This is a genomic window from Bernardetia sp. (assembly GCF_020630935.1).
In the GTDB taxonomy this organism is placed as follows: Bacteria; Bacteroidota; Bacteroidia; order Cytophagales; family Bernardetiaceae; genus Bernardetia.
This window is the reverse complement of the sequence record NZ_JAHDIG010000033.1, coordinates 9,708-32,538: the sequence shown is the minus strand read 5'-3', so window position 1 is coordinate 32,538 and position 22,831 is coordinate 9,708. Positions and strand designations below refer to the sequence as shown.

The window sequence follows — 22,831 nt, the reverse complement described above, 5'->3', positions numbered from 1 at the left end:
CTTTTTATCTCATGTCCAGTACTCTAAGTTCTATTTTTTTTATAATTTTGTAGTATGTCCATTCCTTCCCATATTATAGACCAAATACGAGATAGCGCACACATTGAAGAAGTGGTGAGCGATTTTGTTGCGCTCAAAAAACAAGGAGCTAGTTTTAAAGCCTGTTGTCCGTTTCATCAAGAAAAAACGCCTTCCTTTGTCGTTACGCCAAGCAAAGGAATTTTCAAATGTTTTGGTTGTGGTAAAGGTGGAGATAGTATCACATTCGTAATGGAACACGAAAATTTGAGCTATCCAGAAGCATTAAAATATTTGGCTGGAAAGTATCACATCGAAATTCCAGAAGAAGACGAGCCAAACGAAGAAGCTAAAAAAGAACAACAACACCGAGAAAGTCTTTTGATTGTAATGGCGTTTGCTCAAAAATTCTATTCTGAAAACCTTAATAACACAGACGAAGGAAAATCTATAGGAGGAAGTTATTTCAGAGAACGTGGTTTTATTCAAAAAACACAAGAGAAATTCCAATTGGGATATGCTTTTGATGAGTGGGATTCTATTTTGAAAGCTGCCACAGAAAAAGGATATAGCAAAGAATTTTTGGAAGATACAGGACTGATAATAAAGAAAGAAGACCGAGAATACGACCGTTTTCGTGGACGTGTAATGTTTCCAATTCACAACGTTTCGGGTAGAACAATCGGTTTTGGTGCAAGGGCATTAAAAAAAGACCAACAACCCAAATACCTCAACAGTCCAGAGACAGAAATTTATCAGAAAAGCCATGTTCTTTATGGAATATTTCAAGCAAAAAATGCGATTCGTAAGGAAGAAAATTGCTACTTGGTAGAAGGTTACACTGATGTAATAGGATTGCATCAAGCAGGCATTGAAAATGTAGTGGCAAGTTCGGGGACTTCACTTACAGAAGGACAAATCAGTCTTTTAAAACGTTTTACAGACCGTGTTACTTTACTTTTCGATGGAGACAAGGCTGGTTTGAAGGCTGCCCTTCGTGGAATTGATATTACTTTGGAGCAAGGCTTAGATGTGCAGGCTGTGGTATTGCCAGAAGGACACGACCCAGATACTTTCGTAAATGAGCAAGGAGGAGAAAAAACTAAAAATTATTTGGAAGGCAAAGTGCAGAATTTTTTGCGTTTCAAATATCAAGTTTTAGTTCCAGATAAAGATGACCCTATTGCAAGGGCAAGCGCACTCAAAGAACTCTGTCAGACAATTGCTGTTGTGCCAGACGTGTTTAAACGTTCTCTTCTAAATAAGGAATTAGCACATTGGATGGAAATTAGTGAGCAAGATGTGATTCTAGAAACTAACAAATTCATTCAGCAGAGAGCAACACAAAAACTAAAAGAACAGGAAAGAGAACGAAACAGGAAAGAGAGAGAAAAAAGACAAAATGCTGATAATCAAAGTAGTTACATTCCCCCACTTTCAGAGTACGAACAAGGTTTAGAAGAAAATTATATCCCTCATTATGAAGAGATGGGAGGACAAGCTATTGATTTATCAGAGTTGGAAGCTGCTCTAAATCCTCAATCTGTTCAGAAGAAAGAAGAAAAAGAAACAACAGTTTTTCGTCAGTATGAAGATGAAATCACACGCCTTATGATTCGTTATGGACATCAAACCATTGCAGGAGGAGAGTATATTTGTGATTATATCTTAGAGGAAATAAATGAAATTCCGTCGCTCAATCCATTGTATGCACAGCTTCGAATTATTTATGAAAATGCACGAATCAATGGAGTGAAAATTTCTTATGAAGAACTGTTAAAAGATTTTATTCAAAATGATGAAAAGCTAATAGAAGTAGTTACAGGTTTTCTGACAGATGCTTCACAGATTAGTCCGAATTGGGAAAAGCGTATGCAACTTGTCATCCCAGATGAAGAAAAAAGGTTGGCTACAATTATTCCTCAAACTATTCTGCACTTAAAAAGAGTATATTTGAAAGGAATTTTGAAAGAGAATTTAAGAAAAATAAAGAAAGCAAATAATCAAAGTCAAGAGGAAATAGAAAAGCTAATGCTTATTTATCAAGAACTTAAGACACAAGAGATTCAAATTGCTAATGAGTTAGGTATCGTGATTCATAAGTAAGGTTATTTTTATAAAAAATATCTTATTCAGACTGAAAATAAACCACTGAAAAATTTTGCATTTTGCTAAAAGTAGTGTAGATTTGAATATTAGATAGCTAGTTTCTAGCCTTTTTACTACTTTTATCACTATAATGACACTATTATGGGTTCTAAAAAAATTCTTATTGCAGAAGATAGCTCTGTAATTCAAAATATTACTCGCAAAGTACTACAATTTCAAAATTACGAAATAGAAACAGCTAAAGACGGTTTGCAAGTATTGGAGGCAATGGCAATGGACGATTTTGATGCTATATTGATGGACATTAATATGCCAAAAATGGATGGGATGGAATGTGCTAAGAAAGTTCGTGAAATGAGCGACCCTAAAAAATCTCAAATTCCAATTATTGCCATCACTGGAAATGCCCGTAACTATACAGCTAAAGACTTTAAAGCTGTGGGTATCAATGATTTTATGCAAAAACCAGTAAACTTTGACGACTTAGTAGAAAAATTATCTTCTTACTTAGACAAGTAAGAAAAATCTGTACAGAGATTCTCTTCCAAAAACCGAAATCGGTTGTAATAAAAAAACTTCATTATTTCTGTAATAATGAAGTTTTTCTTGTTTTACTATTCATCGTGTCTCCAAACAACCTCTATAAACTTTACTTCTTGATAATCATCACAAGTATCTTCTGCATCAACGTGGGAATACATGCAAAACGTATTGCAGTTGCTGTCTATGACACTTGGTAGAGCGTCAGTAAAATAGGTGGGAGGTATAACCAATAGATACGCAACTTTTCCATCAAATGTATATTTTTCAATGGTAGCTCTGTCTTCCTCTTCTGCTGGAACAGGGTCGCTTCTCATATCCTCTATAAATTCAATCACTTCCTCACATTCCATTATATTTCCCTCCACAGGAGGCTCTTTTGGAACTACTTCAACTTCCTCTTCTTTCTCAAAACAAGAAAAAAACAGAGGCTAAGAATTAAGTAATCATATCCTACAATTTTGTTACTTTTGAATGTTAGTGCAATTTTCTAAAAAGCTAGTTTCAACTTTGTCAATGGTCTTTTTCGAAGAAAAAACAGACCTTGATAATAGTTGTTACGAAACAAATTGCACTCGTCAATTACTTAAAATTAGATTTTTCATTGTTTTATGATTTTTGATGAAACCCAGTACAGATTTTTAATTATGTACTGGGTTTGTTTAGGTTGTTTTACCTCTCGTCTTTCCAAATAGTTTCAATATATTCTGCTTCTGCCCAATTAGGACATGTATTTTCTTCCTCAAGTAAAGAAAAAAAACACACCGTATCGCAGACTGAGTTAATACCTATAGGAGCACCATGTAACCAATAACTGCCCTCTTTAGGGTCTAGCAGATAAACATATTCATTTTCAAATTTATATTTATTTATAGTTGCTCTTGCTGATTGAGGTAATGGAGCAGGATACGAATTGATTTCATCTATAAACTCAGTTACAGCTTCACATTCCATAATGTTTCCTTCTACAGGAGGCTCTTTTGGAACTACTTCAGCTTCTTTCTCAAAACAAGAAAAAAGAACAAAACAGAGGCTAAGAATTAAAATTAGATTTTTCATTGTTTTATATATTTTATGGTGGTAAGATTTCCCTTTTCATCTAATATTTTGATAAAATAAAGACCTAGAGGAAGTTTGAAAGGTAAAATATTGGTGTTTTGGTAAGTGCCATAATGGACACCCATGTAGTTATGGATGGTAAACTGCTTTATAGTATGATGTTTACTAGCAGAAGGATACAATATATCACAAGGGAAAATGAAAGCCTGTCCAGCATACTCCATAGCTCTATAACAAGGATCACCTCCTCCAGAATATCCATCAGAGGTAACATTTCTGGTAAGTTTGGTTATGCCACACTCATTTTGTACACCTGCATGAAGTGTAGCAAACCATCTGTTACAGTTGGCTTGTACTAAGGCTTGAAAGTTGTTATGTGCATAAACATCTAAAGAAGCGACACAGTTTCCTGTGGGGTTATTAAGCAGCCAACCTATATTAGTAATGCCCTGTTTGGTAACATCTGTTCCGTTAAGTCCTTCTATATAAACATAGACTTGGAAAGGAATAGTTTGCTCATAACGGAATGTAACTTGTGGCTCTCCTATCCAAATATCTTTACGATAAGTAACACCGTCAACAGTTGCAGTAACGTAAGCATGTCCGTTTGCTCCTGCTCTACTTTTTACTTTAATAGAAAGCATACCACCACCTAGCCTTTCTAGGTTTGAAGAAACATTCCAAACTATATTTGCAGATGGTTCTACAAATAACAGAGAGTACACTACTTCTTGTTCATCACAAATAACATCTACTTCATCAGGTTGGTCGGTAGGGTCTCCATCGCCTAAACCTCCACTTATGATTATGATACGAGGAAAACAACTGTTTCCTCCTACTCCGACAGCGTACCACGCCATACAAGCTGTCTTGGCTTCTTGAGAGTCTACTCCAAACAAATCACTTGCTGCTTTTATAGTATATAATCTAGACAAATGAAAATCGGTATTGGATTCAAAATATACTGTTTCTGCACGATAAACAATTTGGGCTGCTTTTTCTTTGCCTATACCTTGAATACTATAAGAATTACCCAAGTCATTTGTTCCTGTTTTTCCTTCGGCTAAAATATAAAACCAATGACTAAGTATATTACTTCTGCGATGTGCTGGGAAATAATCAGGGTCAGCATTCCAAAAATCCCCTAAGTAAGTATCAGGATGATTTTTTGCTTTAGGGTTAGACAAGTTGCGAATTCCATTTGTGGTTACATCTCCTCCATTTATATACACATTAGCATCATTAGGTTTAGCATAATTTCTTACCATTACCCCCCAAATATCAGACAAACCTTCTCTTAATGCAGCAGATTCGTATAGATAGTATCCACGTAAGGAGCTAGTAGCAATTTCTACTCCATGACCGAACTCAGGAGCAACGATATCAATAGAAGTCCATGGAGCTAAACCATTATTATCTCCATATTCCATATGTCCACCACCTCGCCAAACAGCTATTTTATCATTTCATATACTAGAATGTACATAGTTCTCTAGCTTTCCACCATTCCCATCCCAACTATTTCTTCCATGTTTTTCTAAGAAATAATCATAAGTCATTTCTGCTCCCCAGTGTGCATCTAAGGCTGCATCGTCTTTAGCTGCATTGTTATGTTCAATCCAGTGATTATCGTTGTCTATAAAATCCCAAACAGGGTCTCCATGTTGTCCTCCTCGTAGGTCATACGTAATGATGCCATTCCCACGAGCGTAGTTATGTAGGCGATAAGTACCACTGTGAAGTCGTGTTTCAAGTTTTTGATGACCTGAATAGCGAGTTGTTCCTGAACCTCCTATCATGCATGATGAGAGATTCTTCATAGATGATTTCTCCAGTAGTGGCATCTACAAAATAATTTTTGTGGTTCTCTGGCGACAGCGCATAAATTTCTAATTTATACACTAGACGGACATCCGTATTTTTTTTTGTGATGTTTCTGTCTATCAAAAGAAGTTCTGCCTTAGGATAGTGTGTTGCCTTTGGATTTTGAGTTTCTTCTTTGATTTGCTTTTCCATCAACGGATTTTGCCAAGCATATTCTGTTGCACCAATTTTTTGAAGTGTTAGTTCTACAGCATTTACTGCTGACATTAGCGTAAAGGTAGGAGCATTAGTAGTAGGTGTAAAATGTCCGTTTACGCTACGTAAGAAACCATCTTTGTAAGTAATCACAATTTGTCCCCACTCTACTTTTATTCCTTTATAATATTGGAATAGTTTTTTAGAATGAATGCCATTTTGTACTAGGTAAGAGCCTTGTTTTTCTACAAACGTAGTTTTTTCATCAAAGCCATATACTTTTTTGAGAAACTCATATACTGACTTGTCGTCTGATTTTACTTTTGTAGAAATAAAATCAATAAAAGTAGGGTTTCCGATAGCATCGGTTAGTTTGATTTCGTAGGGTTGTAGAATCTCTTTCATAGATTCATCAGTATTACCCCCCCCCCCCGCTTGCTGTCCAAAAGACACGAAGGTAATGGTGTGTAGTAATGTAACTGCTATAAAACATCGCAGTAGGGTTTGAAACTTTAGTAGGTGTTCCATATAGGTTGTTTTTCCCAAACTAAATCGTTTAGTTTTTAGTGAATAAAATATATATATAAAGCATTTTTTGATAAGCAAAATAACCTACCCAACCAATGCAAAAAGTTGCTCACTTAGGTTGTATTTGCTTTTTGGAAGGGGAAGCCATCTACAAATACATTACTCTTTTGTAAGGGAAAGTAAAGAGTATTTTTATTTTATTCTTACAACTAATTCTTATATTTTTCTGTGGATAAAATAGAAAAATTAGTAGGGGAAACATTCTTCTGTTTTAGAATGTAGAACAAATAAACACGGAATAATCCTATAAAGCAAATTTTTGTCAAAAAAAACTTCATTATTCAGAAATAATGAAGTTTTTTTATGCTCAAAATAGCATTGCCTATGAAAGTACATTAGCAAAGTAGCGTTTGAGCCACGTATTTGATGCTTTTGACTGCCACTCAGAATTTAGTTGGTCTTTCATTTGAACTAGATTATCAAAAATGATAGTGTCAGAACTTATTTTTTGCTGAGTTACCAACTCTTTAATTTTAGAAAGTGGAGCTATTTCTATATTATTTTTTTCGTCGTAATAAGCAATTTTAGTTCTATCAAAGAGAGAAATTTTAAACTCATCTTCTATTGCCTTCATTAGTTCTACAGACTTATCGATAGAACAGCCTGTTGCTTTTGTTAGCTCTTCATTTACACACAAAATAATAAAGCGATGATAACGAATCTCAAAAGAAGAAACTAAAGAGTTGCCATGGGCTTCCCAGTTTTGGATAAAGTTTGTTAAAACATTCTTAATTGCCAAAACCTCACTATCTGTAAGTTCTCTGTCAGATTGATAAATCCAAAGGCGAGAATAAGAAGGCATTTTTTCAAAAGGAAGAAACATAATAATAATAATTAGACGAACTTGTAATATAAAATAGCTCTGAATGGCTTTTAAAGCCTTTTTTATTAAAAAATATTTACAAGACAATTAATAGTATATCGCTAAAATATCCAGTAAATTTTATTGTATTTATGAGGATTATTAGATATAAATAAACTCATAAAAGTTACTTTATTAGAATAATCAAACAACTCTGCAAAGTTATGTATATTGTTGGAAAATTACAAAAAATAAAAAAATGATTTCAATAACTTCTTTAAATAAAAATGCTTTGAGTTATAAGATACTCAAAATTTATAGAATGTAGTAAAATTTTTATCGTAAGTTGTTATTAATCAATTTGTTATTGGTTTTTGTTTTAAAAAAACTCCTTTAAGTGTATGCATATTCCTCTTATTTTACATAAATTATTTTTTTACCACTCTTGTTTTAGTTTTAACAAATTCAAGCTATTTTAGTTAAATTATCAGATTTATTATATAAGTCTTTAGATATAAAATCCCTTATCCATTATATTTGTTTCGTATGTCAGAATCTATTACTGTATATCCATCTGAACCTGTCCTTTATTTTCCCTTTGAAGTATGTGAGGGTAGAGTGGGTAGAAAAGTTGTGATGAGTCAGCTTGCTGAAGTTGTTTTATGTAGTTCCTACAACAAGCGTGTTGTTGATTTTTGCTTAGAATGGCAAAGTAATAAAAATGATTTTGTGGTTCATACGTCAGGTTCAACAGGAATCCCTAAGCCTATTCGCCTTACTAGAGAGCAAATGCAAAAAAGTGTTGAAGCAACAGCTAAGGAATTGAATTTATTATCTAACGAACGTTTTTTTGTTTGTTTGAATACAGAATATATTGCAGGTATTATGATGCTTGTGCGTGGGATGGAATTGAATGCAGAAATGGTAATTGTTCCTCCTAAGAGAAATCCTTTAGAAGATTTTGATGAAAATACGTGGTTTGACTTTGCAGCCTTTGTACCTATGCAGCTTCAAGCTATTTTAGAAGAAACCCCTCAAAAAATAAAGATTTTAAAGCAAATGAAGGCTATTATTGTTGGAGGTGCGCCTGTTTCTTATTCTCTACTGAAAAAAATTCGTACTATAAAAGAGCTTCAAAGAGTTCCTATTTATGCCACCTATGGAATGAGTGAAACAGTTACACATATTGCCTTAAAAAGACTCAATGGAAAAGGAAAAAAAGAAATTTCAGCAACCTACAAAACACTTCCCCATGTAAATATAAAAACAGATGAGCGAGGTTGTTTAATCATTTCTGCCCCACAAACATTAGATAGAGAAATTGTAACCAACGATTTGGTAGATATAAAAAGTCAGAACGAATTTGAGTGGCTTGGACGTGCAGATTTTGTTATCAATACAGGAGGAGTAAAAATCTTTCCAGAAAAAGTTGAAAGTTTTATCGAACGTTCTTTCTATGAGTTAGACACAAAAAAACGATTTTTTATAACTTCTATTTCAGATGAAACTCTTGGAGAAAAAATAATTTTGGTAATAGAAGGAGTACCATTCTCAAGAACTTTTGAAAAAGAATTGTTATTACATCTAAAAAATAATCTTCCTCCATATCACGCTCCCAAATCATTTTTCTATCTTGAAACATTTGTTCTTACAAAAACAGACAAAATAGATAGAAAAAAATGTATGGAACTGATTTTTGAAAATTATTAAAAAATATAGGGACAACTCAATGTCTGTCCCTATTGAAAACGTTATTTATACTGTTGTGATGTCTTTCTCTTTTTTCTGTAAGAGGTCATCAATTTTCTTTGTATAGTCGTCTGTCAGAGCCTGTACTTTATGTTCTGCTCCTTTTACTAAATCTTCTGAAACTCCTTCAATAGAGCGAAGGGCATTGTTGGTAGTTTTACGAGCATTACGAACACCTATTTTTCCTTCTTCTGCTTCGTTTTTGGCTTGCTTTACAAGTTCTTGGCGACGCTCTCCTGAAAGAGCTGGTACATTGATACGAACCAAATCAGCTTCTCCCATAGGGTTGAAACCTAGATTGCTCTCACGGATAGCACGAGTAATTTCAGCTACCATATTTTTTTCCCAAGGCTTTATCACTACTGTTTTTACATCAGGAATAGAAATGTTTGCAACTTGTGCAAGTGGTGTTTGTGTTCCGTAATAATCTACCATTATACTATCAAACATAGAAGCTGTTGGCTTTCCTGCACGAATCTTACTAAATTCTGAAATAGTATGCTTGATAGCTTTCTCCATTTGTTCTTTTGCATCTTCAAGATACATATCAATTTCCTCTTGCATAGTGTCTAATGTTTTGAATGATTGTTTGAATAATTTTAATTCAGATTGTACTTTTAGTAAATTGAATACCAAAACTACTAAATAACTCTAAAACTATATCAACTATTTTGCTAAAAATTAGTTTTCTTAGTCTAATTTTTTACTCAATACTATTAGAAAAGAGCTATCTTGCCCATTTAAAAGTTGTTGGTATATTCCTCCTATTTTTTTACCCTTAAACCTATTTTTTATGTTAGAATTTAAAGTTATCGAACACAATTCAAAAGAATATTGGGACACTGTTCATTTAAGAGAACTGGTCTTGCGCCAGCCTTTAGGAATGCGCTTTTCTTCTGAAGAGTTAGAGCTAGAAAATAGTAGCTATCACATTGCAGCTTTCGATGAAAATCATAAAATAATTGGAGCAGCTATGTTTGTTCCTCTCTCGTCTAAAAAATTAAAAATGCGACAGGTAGTGATAGCAACAGATTGGCAACGCCGAGGAATAGGAAAAGAACTTGTTGAGTTTGCTGAAACCTTTGCAAAATCTAAACATTACGAACTCATTGAAGCAAATGTTAGGCAGACTGCTATGGGGTTTTATGAGAGTATGGATTATAAAAAAGTAGGGAAAGAATTTACAGAAGTAGGTATTGCTCACATGAAAGTAGAGAAAAATTTGGCATAATAAATTGAACTTTTGAGAGACTTAAAAAGGTATTCAATAGACCAATAACTATTTTTCAATACTTGATAACTCTATTTTTTATGAATACCGAAAAAAATGCTCTTGAAAACATTCAACTAGAAAGTAAAAATCTAATACTAAATTCTCTTTCCTATAAAGATATTCCAAAAATTATTGAGTATGCAGGAAACCGTAAAGTATCAGATAATTTACTCAATTTGCCTTTTCCCTACCATGAAAGAGATGCTGTATTTTGGATAAATATGGCGAATGAAGGACGTGATATAGGAGATGCTTACAAATTTGCTATTCGTTTGAAGGCAGACCAAGCATTGAGCTTTATTGGAGGAATTGGTCTGATGATAGATAAGAAACACAATAAAGCAGAACTGGGCTATTGGATAGCAGAGCCTTTTTGGGGGCAAGGACTGGTAAGCGAGGCTGTCGGAGCAATGATAAAATTTGGTTTTGAAGTCTTAGAGCTTAACAAAATATTTGCAAACCACTTTATAAGCAATCCTGCATCTGGAAAGGTCATGATAAAAAATGGAATGATAAAGGAAGCGTATATAAAAGACCATTATAAAAAAGGAGATGAGTATATGGACGTGATACAATATCGTCTGACAAAAGAAGAGTATCAAATGAGGTCTTAGAAGATGATTTTTTTCCTACATTTTACATTTATAACTATTCAAAATCTTTTTGCATAATAATTGCAGACTAAAAATATAGTTGATGGCTAGAGCTTGTCCTAGATTTTGGCTATCTTATCAAAATATATGAAATTTAGCATTGACGTTGATTGAAAAATCAAAACCTCAATACACATTCTTCATCACTAGATTTATTTTAGTTGTATGTAACAACTTTATTCACTCCTTTTTAAGAATTTTAAAATGATATTATTTATGAAAAAATTGCTTTCTCTTTTTCGCCTAAGCATTTTTTGTGGTATGTGTTTTTTCCTAACAACACAAGCCAATGCACAGCTTTCTACGAGTTGGTGGAACTCATTAGATAAAAAATGGCAACAAGTTTTTATGACAAAGTTTGGTGTGAGTGCTTCACCCTCTTCAGCCGAACTAGCTAAAATATATGCAGCAGAAAAACTAGATTGCAAGAAAAGTGGACTCACTACTTTAGAGCCTTTAGCTAATCTTAAAAACTTAAAGATACTTTGGTGTGATGGAAACACAGGTATTTCTTCTTTAGAGCCTTTAAGAAATCTTACCAACTTAAAAGAATTAGACTGTTCGGAAACAGGAGTCAGTGACTTAGAGCCTTTGCGTTCTATGACAAACCTTAGCCGTTTGGATTGTTATGATACTCGTATTTCTAACCTTGCGCCTTTGAGTGGAATGCGTAAACTTAGAGTGTTAGACTTTTCCAACACACCTGTAAGCAATATTTTTCCATTAAAATACATCAAATCTTTAGAAGTGCTTTATATGGCTCGCACAAAAGTAGCTAGTCTTGCACCTTTAAAAGACCTTACTAATTTAGGAGAACTTACCTTTTCAGAAACTAAAGTTTCTAGTCTTGCACCACTTTCAAACCTTACCAAATTAAGAGAAATCGTATTTGCTAAAACTGAAGTTTCAGACCTTTCTCCTCTTAGCAAAGCGAGTATGCTTTCTATCGTTTATTGTGAGAATACAAAAGTAAGTGAAGAAAATGCAAATGCGCTACAGAAAAAACAACCTAGCTGTACTGTCTTTTTCTAAAAAAGTATAGCTTTTTGAATAAAAATTCTAAACCCTAAGAACCTTTAAGATTCTTAGGGTTTTTCTTTTAGAATTACCAATCTATTTCTTCTTTACCTTTTTCTTTGAGGTAAGTATTCGCTTGGCTAAAATGTTTGTTTCCAAAAAAACCAGTATGCACAGAATATGGTGAAGGGTGGGGCGACTCCAGTACCAAATGTTTTTCTCTGTCTATAATTTCACCACGCTTTTGAGCATCTTTCCCCCACAGCATAAAAACAAGGTTTTCTTTCTCATCAGAAACGAGTTTCAAAACAGCCGAAGTAAATTCTTCCCAGCCCTTTTTCTTGTGTGATGCAGGTTTGGAAGCCTGTACAGTCAAGACAGCATTGAGAAGTAATACGCCTTGCTCTGCCCAACGTTCTAGATTGCCACTTTTAGGAATTTCTTTTCCCAAATCGTCGTGAATTTCTTGAAAAATATTTTTGAGTGATGGAGGAATACGTACACCATCACTTACCGAAAAGCTAAGTCCGTTGGCTTGTCCTGCGCCATGATAAGGGTCTTGTCCTAAAATGACGACTTTTGTATCTTCAAAACTACATTTTTCAAAAGCATTGAAAATGAGTTTTCCAGGGGGATAAATTTTTTCTTCTTGTACGGCTTGTCTCAAAAAAAGAGCGAGTTTTTCAAAATAGGGTTGGCTAAACTCTGCTTCCAAATGTGTTTTCCAAGAATCAGCAATTTTTACGTCCATAAAAAGTAGGTTAGGTAATTTGGTAATTGAATAAATACAAATAAACCCTAAGGGTTTACAAAAGGGTTTTAGAAAGGTACAAATTTGCAAACTTCTAAAAAAATTATCATTTTAGTAATAAATCACTTTCTTTTACTAAATGTTTGATAAAATGTTTGGAGAACTCTTCAGTGCGATAACCGACGGTATTTTGGTGCGTGTACGTACCGAATTTCATAAAAAACATTCTCGCAATGGCAACTTTGTGTTTACCTACCATATTACTATTACCAATACAGGTAATCAAACGGTTCAGCTTATGCGCCGTCATTGGCATATCTACGATTCGAAAGGAACATACCAAGAAGTAGAGGGGGAAGGAGTGATTGGAAAACAACCTATTTTGAAATCTGGACAAAGCCATCATTACGTTTCGGGCTGCCACTTAAAGAGCGATATAGGAAAAATGTATGGTAAATATCTTATGAAACGATTGGACGACGATTCTCTTTTTGAAGTCAAGATTCCAGATTTTTCTCTGATTGACCCTGTGAGGTTTAATTGAGTGATACGTTGTAAATGATATAAAATCAATTATTCATTTACAACGTATAATTTTCTACTCCTTTTCTTTCAAATAATATTTCTTCAAATCTTCTGCTTTTTCAAGATTTTCTAGGGCTGCTTTAATCTCATTGTCTTCTTTATTTCTGATAGGATAATATCCTTCATTTTGCCAGCCTAGTTTTGCTATGCTAGATTTGAGTTGGTTTAAAATAAATGCTCTTGAAACTTGATATTCTGCACTGTTAAAACCTATATTTCTAGCTCTTGCATAACGAAGAAAATCATTTTCCATTTCTTTATTGATTTCAAAATTAGAAATAAAATCTTCTAACTGCATTTGCTTTAGCTTTTCTTTGTTATTGTTAAAATAGGTGCTTGTCCAATCTCTAACAACATTTTTAGAATACAATGAATCTATGTAAGGTGTAAAGTATGAGGTATCTCTAGGAATAAAAATATCTGGCATTATGCCACCACTTCCATAGACGATTCTGCCATGAAGAGTTTTATATTTTTTTTCTGTATCTATTTTCGAACTATCAGCTTGGTAGAGTTCACCGTTGGTGTAGCGTTCTACGATTTCTAGGCTGTAATCGGTTGTGTCGCTATATGGTTTTTGGATGCTGCGTCCACTTGGTGTGTAGTATCTTGAAATGGTAAGACGAAGTTCTGAACCATCTCTTAATGTAATGGGCTTTTGAACCAATCCTTTTCCAAATGAGCGTCTGCCCACAATCAAGGCTCTGTCATTGTCTTGTAGAGCACCAGCCACAATTTCAGAAGCCGAAGCACTTCCTTCATCTAAAAGCACAACCACTGCACCTTCTTCAAAATCGCCTTTTCTATGTGCTTTTTCTTCACTATCAAATCGGTCTTTTTTTCCATCGGTATAGACAATCATTTCTTTGCCTGCCAAAAGCTCATCTACCAACTTCACAGCTTGATCCATATATCCTCCTGGGTTTCCACGTAAATCTAAGACCAAATCTTTCATTCCTGCACGCAAAAGTTTGCTAAGCTGAGTTTCAAATTCCTTAAATGTATTCATTCCAAAGCGAGAAACTTTAATATAACCAGTAGTGGAAGTGAGCATATATCCCACTTCTACTGTGTTTGTCTGAATTGTACCACGTTCTACAGTAAGGGTTAATTCTTTGTTTTGATAAGGACGAAAAACAGTTAGATTTAATTTAGAATTTTTCTCTCCACGCAATACATCAAAAACTTTTCTATTATCTATACCCACACCAGCTACTTGTGTATCATCTACCTTAATAATTCTGTCTCCTGCTTCTATTCCAGCTTTTTCTGAAGGACCGTTTGCAACAGGCATTACCACTTGAATAGTATCATCAAAAAGAACAAATTCGACTCCTATTCCTTCAAAATCACCTTCTAGTTGAGAGTTCATTATTTCTACATCTTTGGCAGGAATGTAGCTCGTATGTGGGTCTAGTTTGGAGAGCATCTCTTTTATAGCGTGGTCTGTAATCTCTGTAAGATTAACAGTATCTACATAATAATCTTCAATATAGGAGAGTACTTGTCTCATTTTTTTAGCTTGGTCGGAAGCACTTTCTTGTGTTTGTAGGTCAGATAAAGCTGAGGTAAGAGAAGTAGTATTTCCACCAAAAAAACGTGCGCCAAAAATAAGTCCTACTCCTAATGCGATGGCTGTAAAAATAGGTAATTTGATTTGAGCAGCAGAAACTGTAGATTTTGTTTTGGCTTTATTTTCTTTCGAAATAGAACGTGTATAAATAAGACGCTCATTAGAAGAATTAGAATTACTATCTGACATACAAAGAAATTGAAAATTGACACCCGAAGGCGAACGAAGTTAATTAAAAATAAAGTTGTTTAAGAATGTTTTATACAATTATCGGTATTGACCTATCGGTCTGACCTTAGTCTATTAGGCCAGTCTCGTTAGAGCAGACTGTAAATAATTTATTTTTTCTCTATTAGCTTTGCTCACTTTTAGGTCTTAAACAACTTCAATGAAAAGTTAGCTACATTACTACTTGATTATGCAAATTTATTAGATTTTTTACAAAATACTCTTGAAATCATTTTTCGCATTGTCTCTACACAAATACAAAAAATATAACTACACAATCCTACTAAGATAACTCATCTTTATACAAAAAGATGAGAATAAAATTTATTTGCAAGTTATTTTAATAAGATTTAACGCATAATGAAAAACGGCTCTAACAAGTAGTTATGTAAACTTTTGTTTTAGCTAGAGAGAAGTAGTAGATAAAAGTAGAACAACCATGTAAACTTTTTACAGACAAATAGCGTATATATGAAAGAATGTTGATATGTTTGTATAAAATCAAGTTATTTTACATATTACCTTCATTTTTTTAACTGAATTCTAAAACTCAAATTATTAAAAATATTATGGAAGTTAAACCTTCATTCCAAGACATTATTCAATCAGAAACTCCTGTATTAGTAGATTTTTATGCTGACTGGTGTGGTCCGTGCCAAGCGATGACCCCAGTAATTAAAGATTTTTCTGCTGAAATGGGAGAAAAAGTCAAGGTTCTCAAAATAAATGTAGATAACAATCCTGCTGTTGCTTCTACCTTCAATGTGCGTGGTATTCCTACGTTTGTTGTTTTCAAAAATGGTGAAGTAGTAGCTCGCCAATCTGGAATGATGCCTTTAGCTGGGTTGCGTTCTATGGTAGAACCTCATTTGGTAAAATAAGTTATAGTTCTTAAATTTTGAGAACAGGGTATTTGAAAGAATCAAAAAAATCCTCACTTTAGTTGCTTTGCTGCAAAAGTGAGGATTTTTTTGACTGGATTTATTTCTAAAAGTAAACTTTTTTGTCAAGAAAGCAATTAGAGTTTAGGGCTTGTTTAAATTTTTGTTTTTTAGCGAAAATGAGAAAATTTAAACAAGCTCTTAGTAGGAAAACATATCAAAATAAATCTTTTAAATGCATATAGCCTACTTAAAAAAGAATTTTAAATATCGAAGTTGTTTAAGAATGCCTGTTTTTACAATAAAATTGAGATGACAAACTAAACAAAATAAAACTATTATCTGTGTTCTGTGACACAGAAAACAATTTTTTTCATTCTTAAACAAGCTCACCCTTATCTCTAAGGAATTAACTACACCAACAACCACCTGCTATGTTAAATTACTTTGATTCTTCTTCCGAATTTATCCTTGAAAACGGACAGTCTTTGCCTTCTTTGCGCTTGGCATATCATACTTTTGGAAAACTCAATGAGAAAAAGGATAATGTCGTTTGGGTTTGTCATGCTCTCACAGCAAATAGTAATCCGTTGGAATGGTGGGATGTTTTGGTAGGAGAAAATAGAATAATTGACCCCAAAAAACATTTTATTATTTGCGTTAATATTTTAGGGTCATGCTATGGCTCAACAAATGCACTTTCAGAAAATCCTACAACAAAAGAGCCGTTTTATCACGATTTTCCATTTTTTACCATTCGTGATATTGTTAGTGGAATAGATTTGGTTAGAAAAGAGTTGCAGAAAAAGTTAGGTTTTGAAAAAATTTGGCTGTGTATCGGTGGGTCAATGGGAGGACAACAGGCAATGGAATGGGCGATAAGAGAACCTAATCTGATGGAAAATTTGGCTCTGATTGCTACAAATGCTTGCCATTCAGCGTGGGGAATTGCTTTCAATACTTCGCAACGTCAAGCCATAGAAAACGACCCTACTTGGCAAAATAATGATAAAAATGCTGGACTTGGTGGAATGAAAGTAGCTCGCAGCATTGCGCTTTTGTCTTATCGAAATTATGAGGCTTACAATCTCACACAGACCGATATAGACCAACGAACGCAAAACTTTAGTGCAGAATCTTATCAAAAATATCAAGGAGAAAAACTAGCACAGCGTTTTGATGCTTTTGCTTACTACAATCTCTCAAAGGCAATGGATTCTCATAATGTAGGCAGAAGCAGAGGAGGAATTGAAAATGCACTTTCCAAAATCAAGGCAAAAACAGTAGTGGTAAGCATTACGAATGATGTCTTGTTTCCTTCTGACGACCAAAAACTTTTGGCAAAATATATTCCTAATGCAGGTTATTTTGAAATAAAGTCTCCCTACGGACACGATGGTTTTTTATTGGAAGGAGAAAAACTCAGTAATATCTTATTAGAGAATATATTGCACCAATCTTTAAAAGTAGGGTTTTTGAGTTAGTCAAAAACCCTACGACTGAATCCAATGTTAAATAAATCTTGGCTCTCGGGGTAAGAAAATACTAAATTTTGTTCCAACATCTACTTGGCTTGTTACATCTATTTTGCCTCCATTACTATACACAATGTTTCTCACTAAATGGAGTCCAATACCTCGCCCATCTATATCAGTATTTTCTTCGTGTAGGCGTTGAAACATTCCAAACAATTTGTTTTTGTTAGCTTCCATATCTATTCCGATGCCATTGTCTTCTATGTTTAGACAATAATATTCCTCTTGTGGTTCTGCCCAAATCTTAATTTTGGGCGAACGCTTGGGCGAGCGATATTTGATAGCATTGGAAAGCAAGTTTTGCATAATGCTATACATTAGGTCTGGGACAAAGGATATTTTTTGTTCTTCATCTAAATCTACTTCAATATCTATATCAGGTTGGTTATAAATATCTTTCATATCTCTGATAACTTTTTCTGTAAAGCTAGAGAGTAGGATAGTATCAAATTTAGAACCTGATGTTTGCTGTTCTACCAGTGTCTTTACAAGTGATTTGAGCTTGTTATGTAGCTTATCTACGCCTTCTCCCACTTCTTTCATAACTTCTTCGGCAGTTTGGGTAAGGTCGTTGTGTTTTTTTTCTAATTCATAGAGTTGAATAGATGCTTTTATTGATACAATAGGCGACATAAGGTCGTGCGAAATAATATGGGCAAACTGTTCTAGTTTTTGATTGTAGCCTCTAAGCATATCCATCGTTTTGGTAATTTGCCTTTGGGTTTCGTTGCGCTGTAAAGCATAGAGAATTGCCCTTTCCATCCCATATTCGTCAAGAGTTCCTTTCACAATGTAGTCGGCTGCTCCTAATGAAATAGCTTCCAAACCCACATGTACATCATTGAGTCCTGTCAAGACAATAATAGGTATTCCATAATGGTTTTCGGTAATTGCCTTACAGGTTTCTAAACCGTGGCTATCTGGCAATGATAAATCTAAAAATACTAAATCTATCTTATTTTTACTCAATATATTAGTAGCACTTGCTAGACTTTCTGTTATAGTAAGGTTACTTATAGGGAAAGTTGTTTTTTCTAATATCTCTTGCATCAGAAATTGGTCAGAAAGGCTATCTTCTACTAAAAGTATGTGGATATTATTCAGATTTGAGTTCATGAAAAATAGTTGCTCAAGGTAAAAAGTAAAGTGGTTTTGTGTTTTTTATTGGTTTTGTTGTGAACTGGGTAGTTTGACTACAGTAAGCCAAAAATTATTTATCGAAGTAATAATTTTGGTAAACTCGTTCATATCTACAGGTTTACTAATATAGCTGTTTGCATGGTTTCTGTATGCAAACTTTATATCTTCCTCATTTTCAGAAGTGGTCATGACTAGCACAGGAATTAGACAAAGTTCTTGATGTCCTTTGATTTCTTTCAGAACTTCTCTTCCATCCTTACGAGGCATATTCAAATCCAAAATGATTAGGTCGGGTAGTTTTTCGTCTTTGTTTTCTAACTTTTGATAAAGGTAATCCGTTGCCTTTTCTCCGTCGGTAACAACATCAATATCTAGCTGCAACTTGCTTTCTAGCAGGCTCTCTTGTATAAGAACCGTATCAGCTAAATTGTCTTCTACTAAAAGCAATTTTATAGGTTTCATGGTAATATTTCATTATTCTTTTTTTATAAGTGCTTTATGATTAGTTATTAAACGATTAGGTAATAAGGGTTGTTTAAAATGATTATACTTTTATTTTCCTAAGGTAAAGTGTATTGTTGTTCCTTTTCCTGATTGGCTTTTTTCTTGGTCTAACCAAATTTTTCCTTTGTGTTGTTCTACTATCTTTTGGCAGAGCGCAAGTCCAATGCCTGTTCCTTCATAGTTTTCTTTTGTATGCAGACGTTGAAATATGATAAATATTCGGTCTGCAAATCTTGGGTCAATACCTATTCCATTATCTGAAATAGTAAATTGAAAGTGGTCTTTATTTTCTTTGTATGTAATTTTTATTTGAGGCGTTGCCTCTGAACGATACTTAATTGCATTACCTACAAGGTTTTGAAAAAGCTGTGTGAGTTTGGACGAGTTGCCCATGATTTTTATATCAGAAAAATCATTTTCTATTTCTATCTCTGCTTTTGTTTCTTCAATTTGGAGTGTAAGATTCTGAATGGCATTCTGATATGTATCATTTAATTGAACTTCTTTGTGTGGAGTTTCATTTCTGTGTAACCTAGAGTATTCCAACAAGTCCATTATAAGGTCTTTCATTCTTCCTGCCCCTTCAATTATGAAGCGAATATACATAGCCGCTTTTTCATCTAACTGCCCTTCGTAGCGTTTTTCTAAAAGCTGACTAAAACTAGCAATAGCACGCAGAGGCTCTTGCAAATCGTGAGAAGCCACATAAGCAAAATGTTCTAGCTCTTTGTTGGTAACTTCCAAGAGTTGCATTCCTTCTTTTAGCTTTTTAGCAATTTCTTCTCTTGCATTTATTTCTATGCCTAATTTCTCATTTATAGTAGTCAGTTCTTCGGTTCGGATTCTGACTTGCTGTTCTAGTTCTTTTCTCCTCAACTCTTCTCTATACTCGTTCATGTTTTGTGTTACAACATAAAAAATCTTAGACTGAATGCTTTTGGCAGCTTCTATTTCTGATGGTGTCCATTTTTTTGACTGACATTCTACCTTCTGATTCCATTTGGCAAATGAATTTCTTGGTTTTAAAACCAGTTCATTGTCTTTTTCTAAAACTATTTTTTCTAGTTTTCCTCCCCAGTTGATACTCTGTTGGAGTTCTTCCCTAAACCAGATAATACGGCTGTCGTCTTCCTTTGAAATAGGTACACTTAGTGCGCCAGAACAGATGGTTTCATCTAGTTTTATTTCTGGAACATCTTTAGAAAGACAGTGAGAGCTAAACAAATCTTTAGAGTGATGGATTTCTAACCAATCTTTCATTTGCCAGATTTGCTCGTCTATGGGAGTTATTCCTGCTTTAAAGATTTTTTTCTTATCTGCTCCTACCAAAACCACCACACCATCAGCATCCAAGAGTTTCAAAAAAGATTTTCCTTTTTTAATCATTCCTCCATATACATTTTTTTCTTCTTTGAGAGATTCGATTATGCCTTCTGTAAGAGTTTGTTTTTCTAATTTATCTAATTGAAGCTCATTTTTTTGTAATCTATCTATTTGTAAAGATACCAGTTGAGCAAAAAATTCGGCAGTCATGCGAGTAGAATAATCTACATATTTGGCAGAGTTGTGATGACACGAAACAAGTCCCCAAAGTTTTCCATCAACAATAATAGAAATTGACATAGAGGCTTCTACTCCCATATTTTTGAGATACTCTATATGGACTGGCGAAACGCTTCGAAGTGTGGAATATGTCAAATCTAACGGAGTATCTTTAATGTCGTCTTTTAAAAGAATAGGAGAAGGTATATAATGCGTATCAGAAATAAGGCGCAACCAATTCTTTAAATAAAGTTCTCGTGCTTGCTTGGGAATATCAGTAGAAGGAAACCACAAATCGTAGAAGGGATTCATTTCCTCTAGTTTTACTTCAGCCACAATTTGTCCGTCATACTCTTCATTGAACTTGTAGAGCATTACTCTATCAAACCCCGTAATATGCTGAATTTCTTCTACAATGACAGTGTAAAGTTCTTTTAAGTTATCAGAGTGTTGGAAACGAATAATTGATTTTTTACTAATTTGATAAAAATTATCCTTCTTTATCTCGCCACTTTCTAGGTCTATAGGCTCTAGTTCTAATATACAACCGTGATTAGATTGGTGAACAATGCCATCAAAAGGCTTTTTCTCTCCTTCTAGTTCTAAAAATAAACGTAGTGGATTTATTGTTTTGAAAAAAGCTGATTTCGATTGCGATTTTGGAGGTTGAAGTTTCTTTTCAAGAAAATTGGTTTGTCTCTCTCCTAAAAAAATAGATAAACACTTACCTACCAATTCGTCAAAACTTAGTTTAGATTTTTCCACTAAGTTCTCACTTATCCCCAAAATATTCATATCATCAGAAAAAACTATCAAAAATCCGTGAGGTTGTACATGACCTAAATGATGAATAGGTTCTTTTGCACAGTTTTCAATAGCTGTTTTGAGTTCTTTTTTAGTAAGAGCAGACATAGTGGAATAGAGTTTTGATGAATGTTTTCCTTTTCTACTTGATAATTTTTTTTATTGTAAAATGTTTTTGCACTTATGAAAAGACTTTTCAAAATAGAAATATGATAATTCTACTCCTTCTAAAAACAACTTCTGAGCCTCTTTACTTTCACACTCTTCTTCTACAATTTTTTTGAATGAGTTCCAAAGACGAGGCGTTTTTATTTCATAGTTCTTGAAAAAATCAAACTTTGTAACTGAATTTAGTTGAGCATTCTGAGAAAATATTTTATACATTATTTTTCCTCCTAACATAGAACCTTCTGCCACATACATTCGCCCCAAAAGCATACAATAATCTGTAATGCGAACAGTATTTGGAATGGCTTTCAGTGCATCAAATTTTGCTGGAGGCAATATCTGCTTTAGTTCGTTTTCTAAAGAAACTGATTTTATATGTTCTTCAAAGCTAAGTTTTTTGAACAGCTCTTGATACACTTCTTGATTACTTTTTTCTGCCAAAAATACTCTAATTTCTTCTTCCAAGTGTGAATGAAAAATAAAATGAGTACCTAACAAAAGCTCATAATCTTTGACAGAAAAGTGTTCCAATCTATCTGAACCAATAAGGTTTTCCATAAGATTGTGTTGGGAACGAGTTTCCTTACGAACAGTTTGAAGAATAGGCATTATTTAAAAGTATAAGAAGTTTAAAAAATAGCAATGTTTAGCTCAACACCAAAGATACAATGTTTAATTTTAAAAGCCAAATGTTATATATATGCGATTAAAAGTTAAACAAAACAAAGTTGGTTTTTAGCGCATTCTTAAAAGAAAACTATATGCCAGACGGAGTGAAAAAACAGAATTTCTGACTGGAAATCCAAATCTGTTTAGAAAAACACTATTCCTTCCCCAGTAATGTCGAAGTTCTGCTGAAAACCATCGCCATCCTCCTGTTTCATATCGTAAGCCAAAGCCTAATAGCCAACCTAAGTCAAAATCGTGAGTTGCCCAGCGCAAATCATAAGTGGGGTTTCGGTTGTATTTTACTTGCCAAAGATAGGCAGCAGAAACAGCTGTAGAAACTTGATAGTGCCAGTAGTTTCCTTCAAAAGCATAGGAAAGTGAATACTGATTTTCAAAATAATGTAGTCTTAGAGGAATTGTATTTGACCTGTTGTCTCCTATATTTCCTCCTATCTGATTGTAGAAAAGTTGTGGGCGAATATGCCAGTGGTCTTTGAACTGTATATCTAAAAATCCTCCTGCACCATACGCCATACGACGAACATTTTCAAGATTACGGATTCTAGAATAGTTGCCTTGTGAGAGCAAACCAGCAGAAAGAAGTTGTGCTTCTGCATAATTTAT

Annotated in this window: 23 protein-coding genes; 9 read left to right on the top strand and 14 right to left on the bottom strand. The window is 33.9% G+C overall.

What is annotated here, in order from left to right; genetic code table 11:
* Positions 1 to 54 precede the first annotated feature (54 nt).
* Together dnaG and QZ659_RS10740 are read left to right on the top strand one after the other, a co-directional pair.
* Positions 55 to 2,124, top strand: coding sequence for a DNA primase (dnaG, locus tag QZ659_RS10745; protein WP_291725816.1), 2,070 nt, complete (start codon positions 55 to 57; stop codon positions 2,122 to 2,124).
* A 144-nt stretch (positions 2,125 to 2,268) separates the two neighbouring features.
* Positions 2,269 to 2,646: a response regulator gene (locus QZ659_RS10740; RefSeq protein ID WP_291725815.1), complete on the top strand. Its 378-nt coding sequence runs from the start codon at positions 2,269 to 2,271 to the stop codon at positions 2,644 to 2,646.
* Positions 2,647 to 2,741: 95 nt separating this feature from the next.
* Here QZ659_RS10740 and QZ659_RS10735 read toward each other — a convergent pair whose 3' ends face one another.
* The 6 genes from QZ659_RS10735 to QZ659_RS10710 form a co-directional block, all read right to left on the bottom strand.
* Entirely contained in the window at positions 2,742 to 3,035 is a 294-nt protein-coding gene (locus QZ659_RS10735) for a DUF6970 domain-containing protein (protein WP_291725814.1), read from the bottom strand.
* A 304-nt stretch (positions 3,036 to 3,339) separates the two neighbouring features.
* Entirely contained in the window at positions 3,340 to 3,726 is a 387-nt protein-coding gene (locus QZ659_RS10730) for a hypothetical protein (protein WP_291725813.1), read from the bottom strand.
* On the bottom strand, positions 3,723 to 5,156 hold the full coding sequence (locus QZ659_RS10725) for a M4 family metallopeptidase (protein ID WP_291725812.1): 1,434 nt from the start codon (positions 5,154 to 5,156) through the stop codon (positions 3,723 to 3,725). Before QZ659_RS10725 ends, QZ659_RS10730 begins: the two co-directional genes overlap by 4 nt.
* A 36-nt stretch (positions 5,157 to 5,192) precedes the next feature.
* Positions 5,193 to 5,525 carry a hypothetical protein gene (locus QZ659_RS10720; protein ID WP_291725811.1) on the bottom strand — a complete coding sequence of 111 codons (333 nt, stop codon included), beginning with the start codon at positions 5,523 to 5,525 and terminating at the stop codon, positions 5,193 to 5,195.
* Positions 5,476 to 6,273 carry a PepSY domain-containing protein gene (locus QZ659_RS10715; RefSeq protein WP_291725810.1) on the bottom strand — a complete coding sequence of 266 codons (798 nt, stop codon included), beginning with the start codon at positions 6,271 to 6,273 and terminating at the stop codon, positions 5,476 to 5,478. The genes QZ659_RS10720 and QZ659_RS10715 overlap by 50 nt, the downstream gene beginning before the upstream one ends.
* Before the next feature lie 382 nt (positions 6,274 to 6,655).
* Positions 6,656 to 7,156, bottom strand: a complete 501-nt coding sequence (locus QZ659_RS10710; RefSeq protein WP_291725809.1) for a hypothetical protein — start codon at positions 7,154 to 7,156, stop codon at positions 6,656 to 6,658.
* A gap of 525 nt (positions 7,157 to 7,681) precedes the next feature.
* On the opposite strand from QZ659_RS10710, the gene QZ659_RS10705 reads away from it, so the two are divergent.
* A complete protein-coding gene (locus QZ659_RS10705; protein WP_291725808.1) occupies positions 7,682 to 8,845 on the top strand; it encodes an AMP-binding protein in 1,164 nt (387 codons plus the stop codon).
* A 45-nt stretch (positions 8,846 to 8,890) separates the two neighbouring features.
* On the opposite strand, the gene frr is transcribed toward QZ659_RS10705, so the two are convergent.
* Positions 8,891 to 9,448, bottom strand: coding sequence for a ribosome recycling factor (gene frr, locus QZ659_RS10700; RefSeq protein WP_291725807.1), 558 nt, complete (start codon positions 9,446 to 9,448; stop codon positions 8,891 to 8,893).
* A gap of 229 nt (positions 9,449 to 9,677) precedes the next feature.
* Here frr and QZ659_RS10695 point away from each other — a divergent pair, with 229 nt between their 5' ends.
* The 3 genes from QZ659_RS10695 to QZ659_RS10685 all read left to right on the top strand — a co-directional run bounded on the left by QZ659_RS10695 (position 9,678) and on the right by QZ659_RS10685 (position 11,842).
* Positions 9,678 to 10,115 (top strand): GNAT family N-acetyltransferase, encoded by a 438-nt coding sequence (locus QZ659_RS10695; protein ID WP_291725806.1) that lies wholly within the window; start codon positions 9,678 to 9,680, stop codon positions 10,113 to 10,115.
* Positions 10,116 to 10,195: 80 nt separating this feature from the next.
* Entirely contained in the window at positions 10,196 to 10,771 is a 576-nt protein-coding gene (locus QZ659_RS10690; RefSeq protein WP_291725805.1) for a GNAT family N-acetyltransferase, read from the top strand.
* A gap of 255 nt (positions 10,772 to 11,026) precedes the next feature.
* Positions 11,027 to 11,842, top strand: a complete 816-nt coding sequence (locus tag QZ659_RS10685) for a leucine-rich repeat domain-containing protein (protein WP_291725804.1) — start codon at positions 11,027 to 11,029, stop codon at positions 11,840 to 11,842.
* A 73-nt stretch (positions 11,843 to 11,915) separates the two neighbouring features.
* On the opposite strand, the gene ung is transcribed toward QZ659_RS10685, so the two are convergent.
* Entirely contained in the window at positions 11,916 to 12,578 is a 663-nt protein-coding gene (gene ung / locus QZ659_RS10680) for a uracil-DNA glycosylase (protein ID WP_291725803.1), read from the bottom strand.
* Positions 12,579 to 12,729: 151 nt separating this feature from the next.
* Between ung and apaG the strand changes: the two genes are divergently transcribed.
* Positions 12,730 to 13,122: a Co2+/Mg2+ efflux protein ApaG gene (gene apaG, locus QZ659_RS10675; RefSeq protein ID WP_291725802.1), complete on the top strand. Its 393-nt coding sequence runs from the start codon at positions 12,730 to 12,732 to the stop codon at positions 13,120 to 13,122.
* A 54-nt stretch (positions 13,123 to 13,176) separates the two neighbouring features.
* On the opposite strand, the gene QZ659_RS10670 is transcribed toward apaG, so the two are convergent.
* Positions 13,177 to 14,925, bottom strand: a complete 1,749-nt coding sequence (locus QZ659_RS10670) for a S41 family peptidase (RefSeq protein ID WP_291725801.1) — start codon at positions 14,923 to 14,925, stop codon at positions 13,177 to 13,179.
* 608 nt (positions 14,926 to 15,533) lie between these two features.
* On the opposite strand from QZ659_RS10670, the gene trxA reads away from it, so the two are divergent.
* Together trxA and QZ659_RS10660 are read left to right on the top strand one after the other, a co-directional pair.
* The gene (gene trxA, locus QZ659_RS10665; protein WP_291725800.1) at positions 15,534 to 15,845 is read left to right on the top strand and encodes a thioredoxin; all 312 of its coding nucleotides are present in this window, start codon (positions 15,534 to 15,536) and stop codon (positions 15,843 to 15,845) included.
* A 434-nt stretch (positions 15,846 to 16,279) separates the two neighbouring features.
* Positions 16,280 to 17,329: a homoserine O-acetyltransferase family protein gene (locus QZ659_RS10660; RefSeq protein ID WP_291725799.1), complete on the top strand. Its 1,050-nt coding sequence runs from the start codon at positions 16,280 to 16,282 to the stop codon at positions 17,327 to 17,329.
* A 27-nt stretch (positions 17,330 to 17,356) separates the two neighbouring features.
* On the opposite strand, the gene QZ659_RS10655 is transcribed toward QZ659_RS10660, so the two are convergent.
* The 5 genes from QZ659_RS10655 to QZ659_RS10635 form a co-directional block, all read right to left on the bottom strand.
* Complete coding sequence (locus QZ659_RS10655; RefSeq protein WP_291725798.1) at positions 17,357 to 18,496, bottom strand: sensor histidine kinase; 1,140 nt, start codon at positions 18,494 to 18,496, stop codon at positions 17,357 to 17,359.
* 45 nt (positions 18,497 to 18,541) lie between these two features.
* Positions 18,542 to 18,982 carry a response regulator gene (locus QZ659_RS10650; RefSeq protein ID WP_291725797.1) on the bottom strand — a complete coding sequence of 147 codons (441 nt, stop codon included), beginning with the start codon at positions 18,980 to 18,982 and terminating at the stop codon, positions 18,542 to 18,544.
* A gap of 90 nt (positions 18,983 to 19,072) precedes the next feature.
* Positions 19,073 to 21,478, bottom strand: coding sequence for an ATP-binding protein (locus QZ659_RS10645; RefSeq protein WP_291725796.1), 2,406 nt, complete (start codon positions 21,476 to 21,478; stop codon positions 19,073 to 19,075).
* Between the two features lie 51 nt (positions 21,479 to 21,529).
* Positions 21,530 to 22,147: a biliverdin-producing heme oxygenase gene (locus QZ659_RS10640; RefSeq protein WP_291725795.1), complete on the bottom strand. Its 618-nt coding sequence runs from the start codon at positions 22,145 to 22,147 to the stop codon at positions 21,530 to 21,532.
* Positions 22,148 to 22,273: 126 nt separating this feature from the next.
* Positions 22,274 to 22,831: outer membrane beta-barrel protein (locus QZ659_RS10635; protein WP_291725794.1), on the bottom strand; the 558-nt coding region annotated here is incomplete at its 5' end.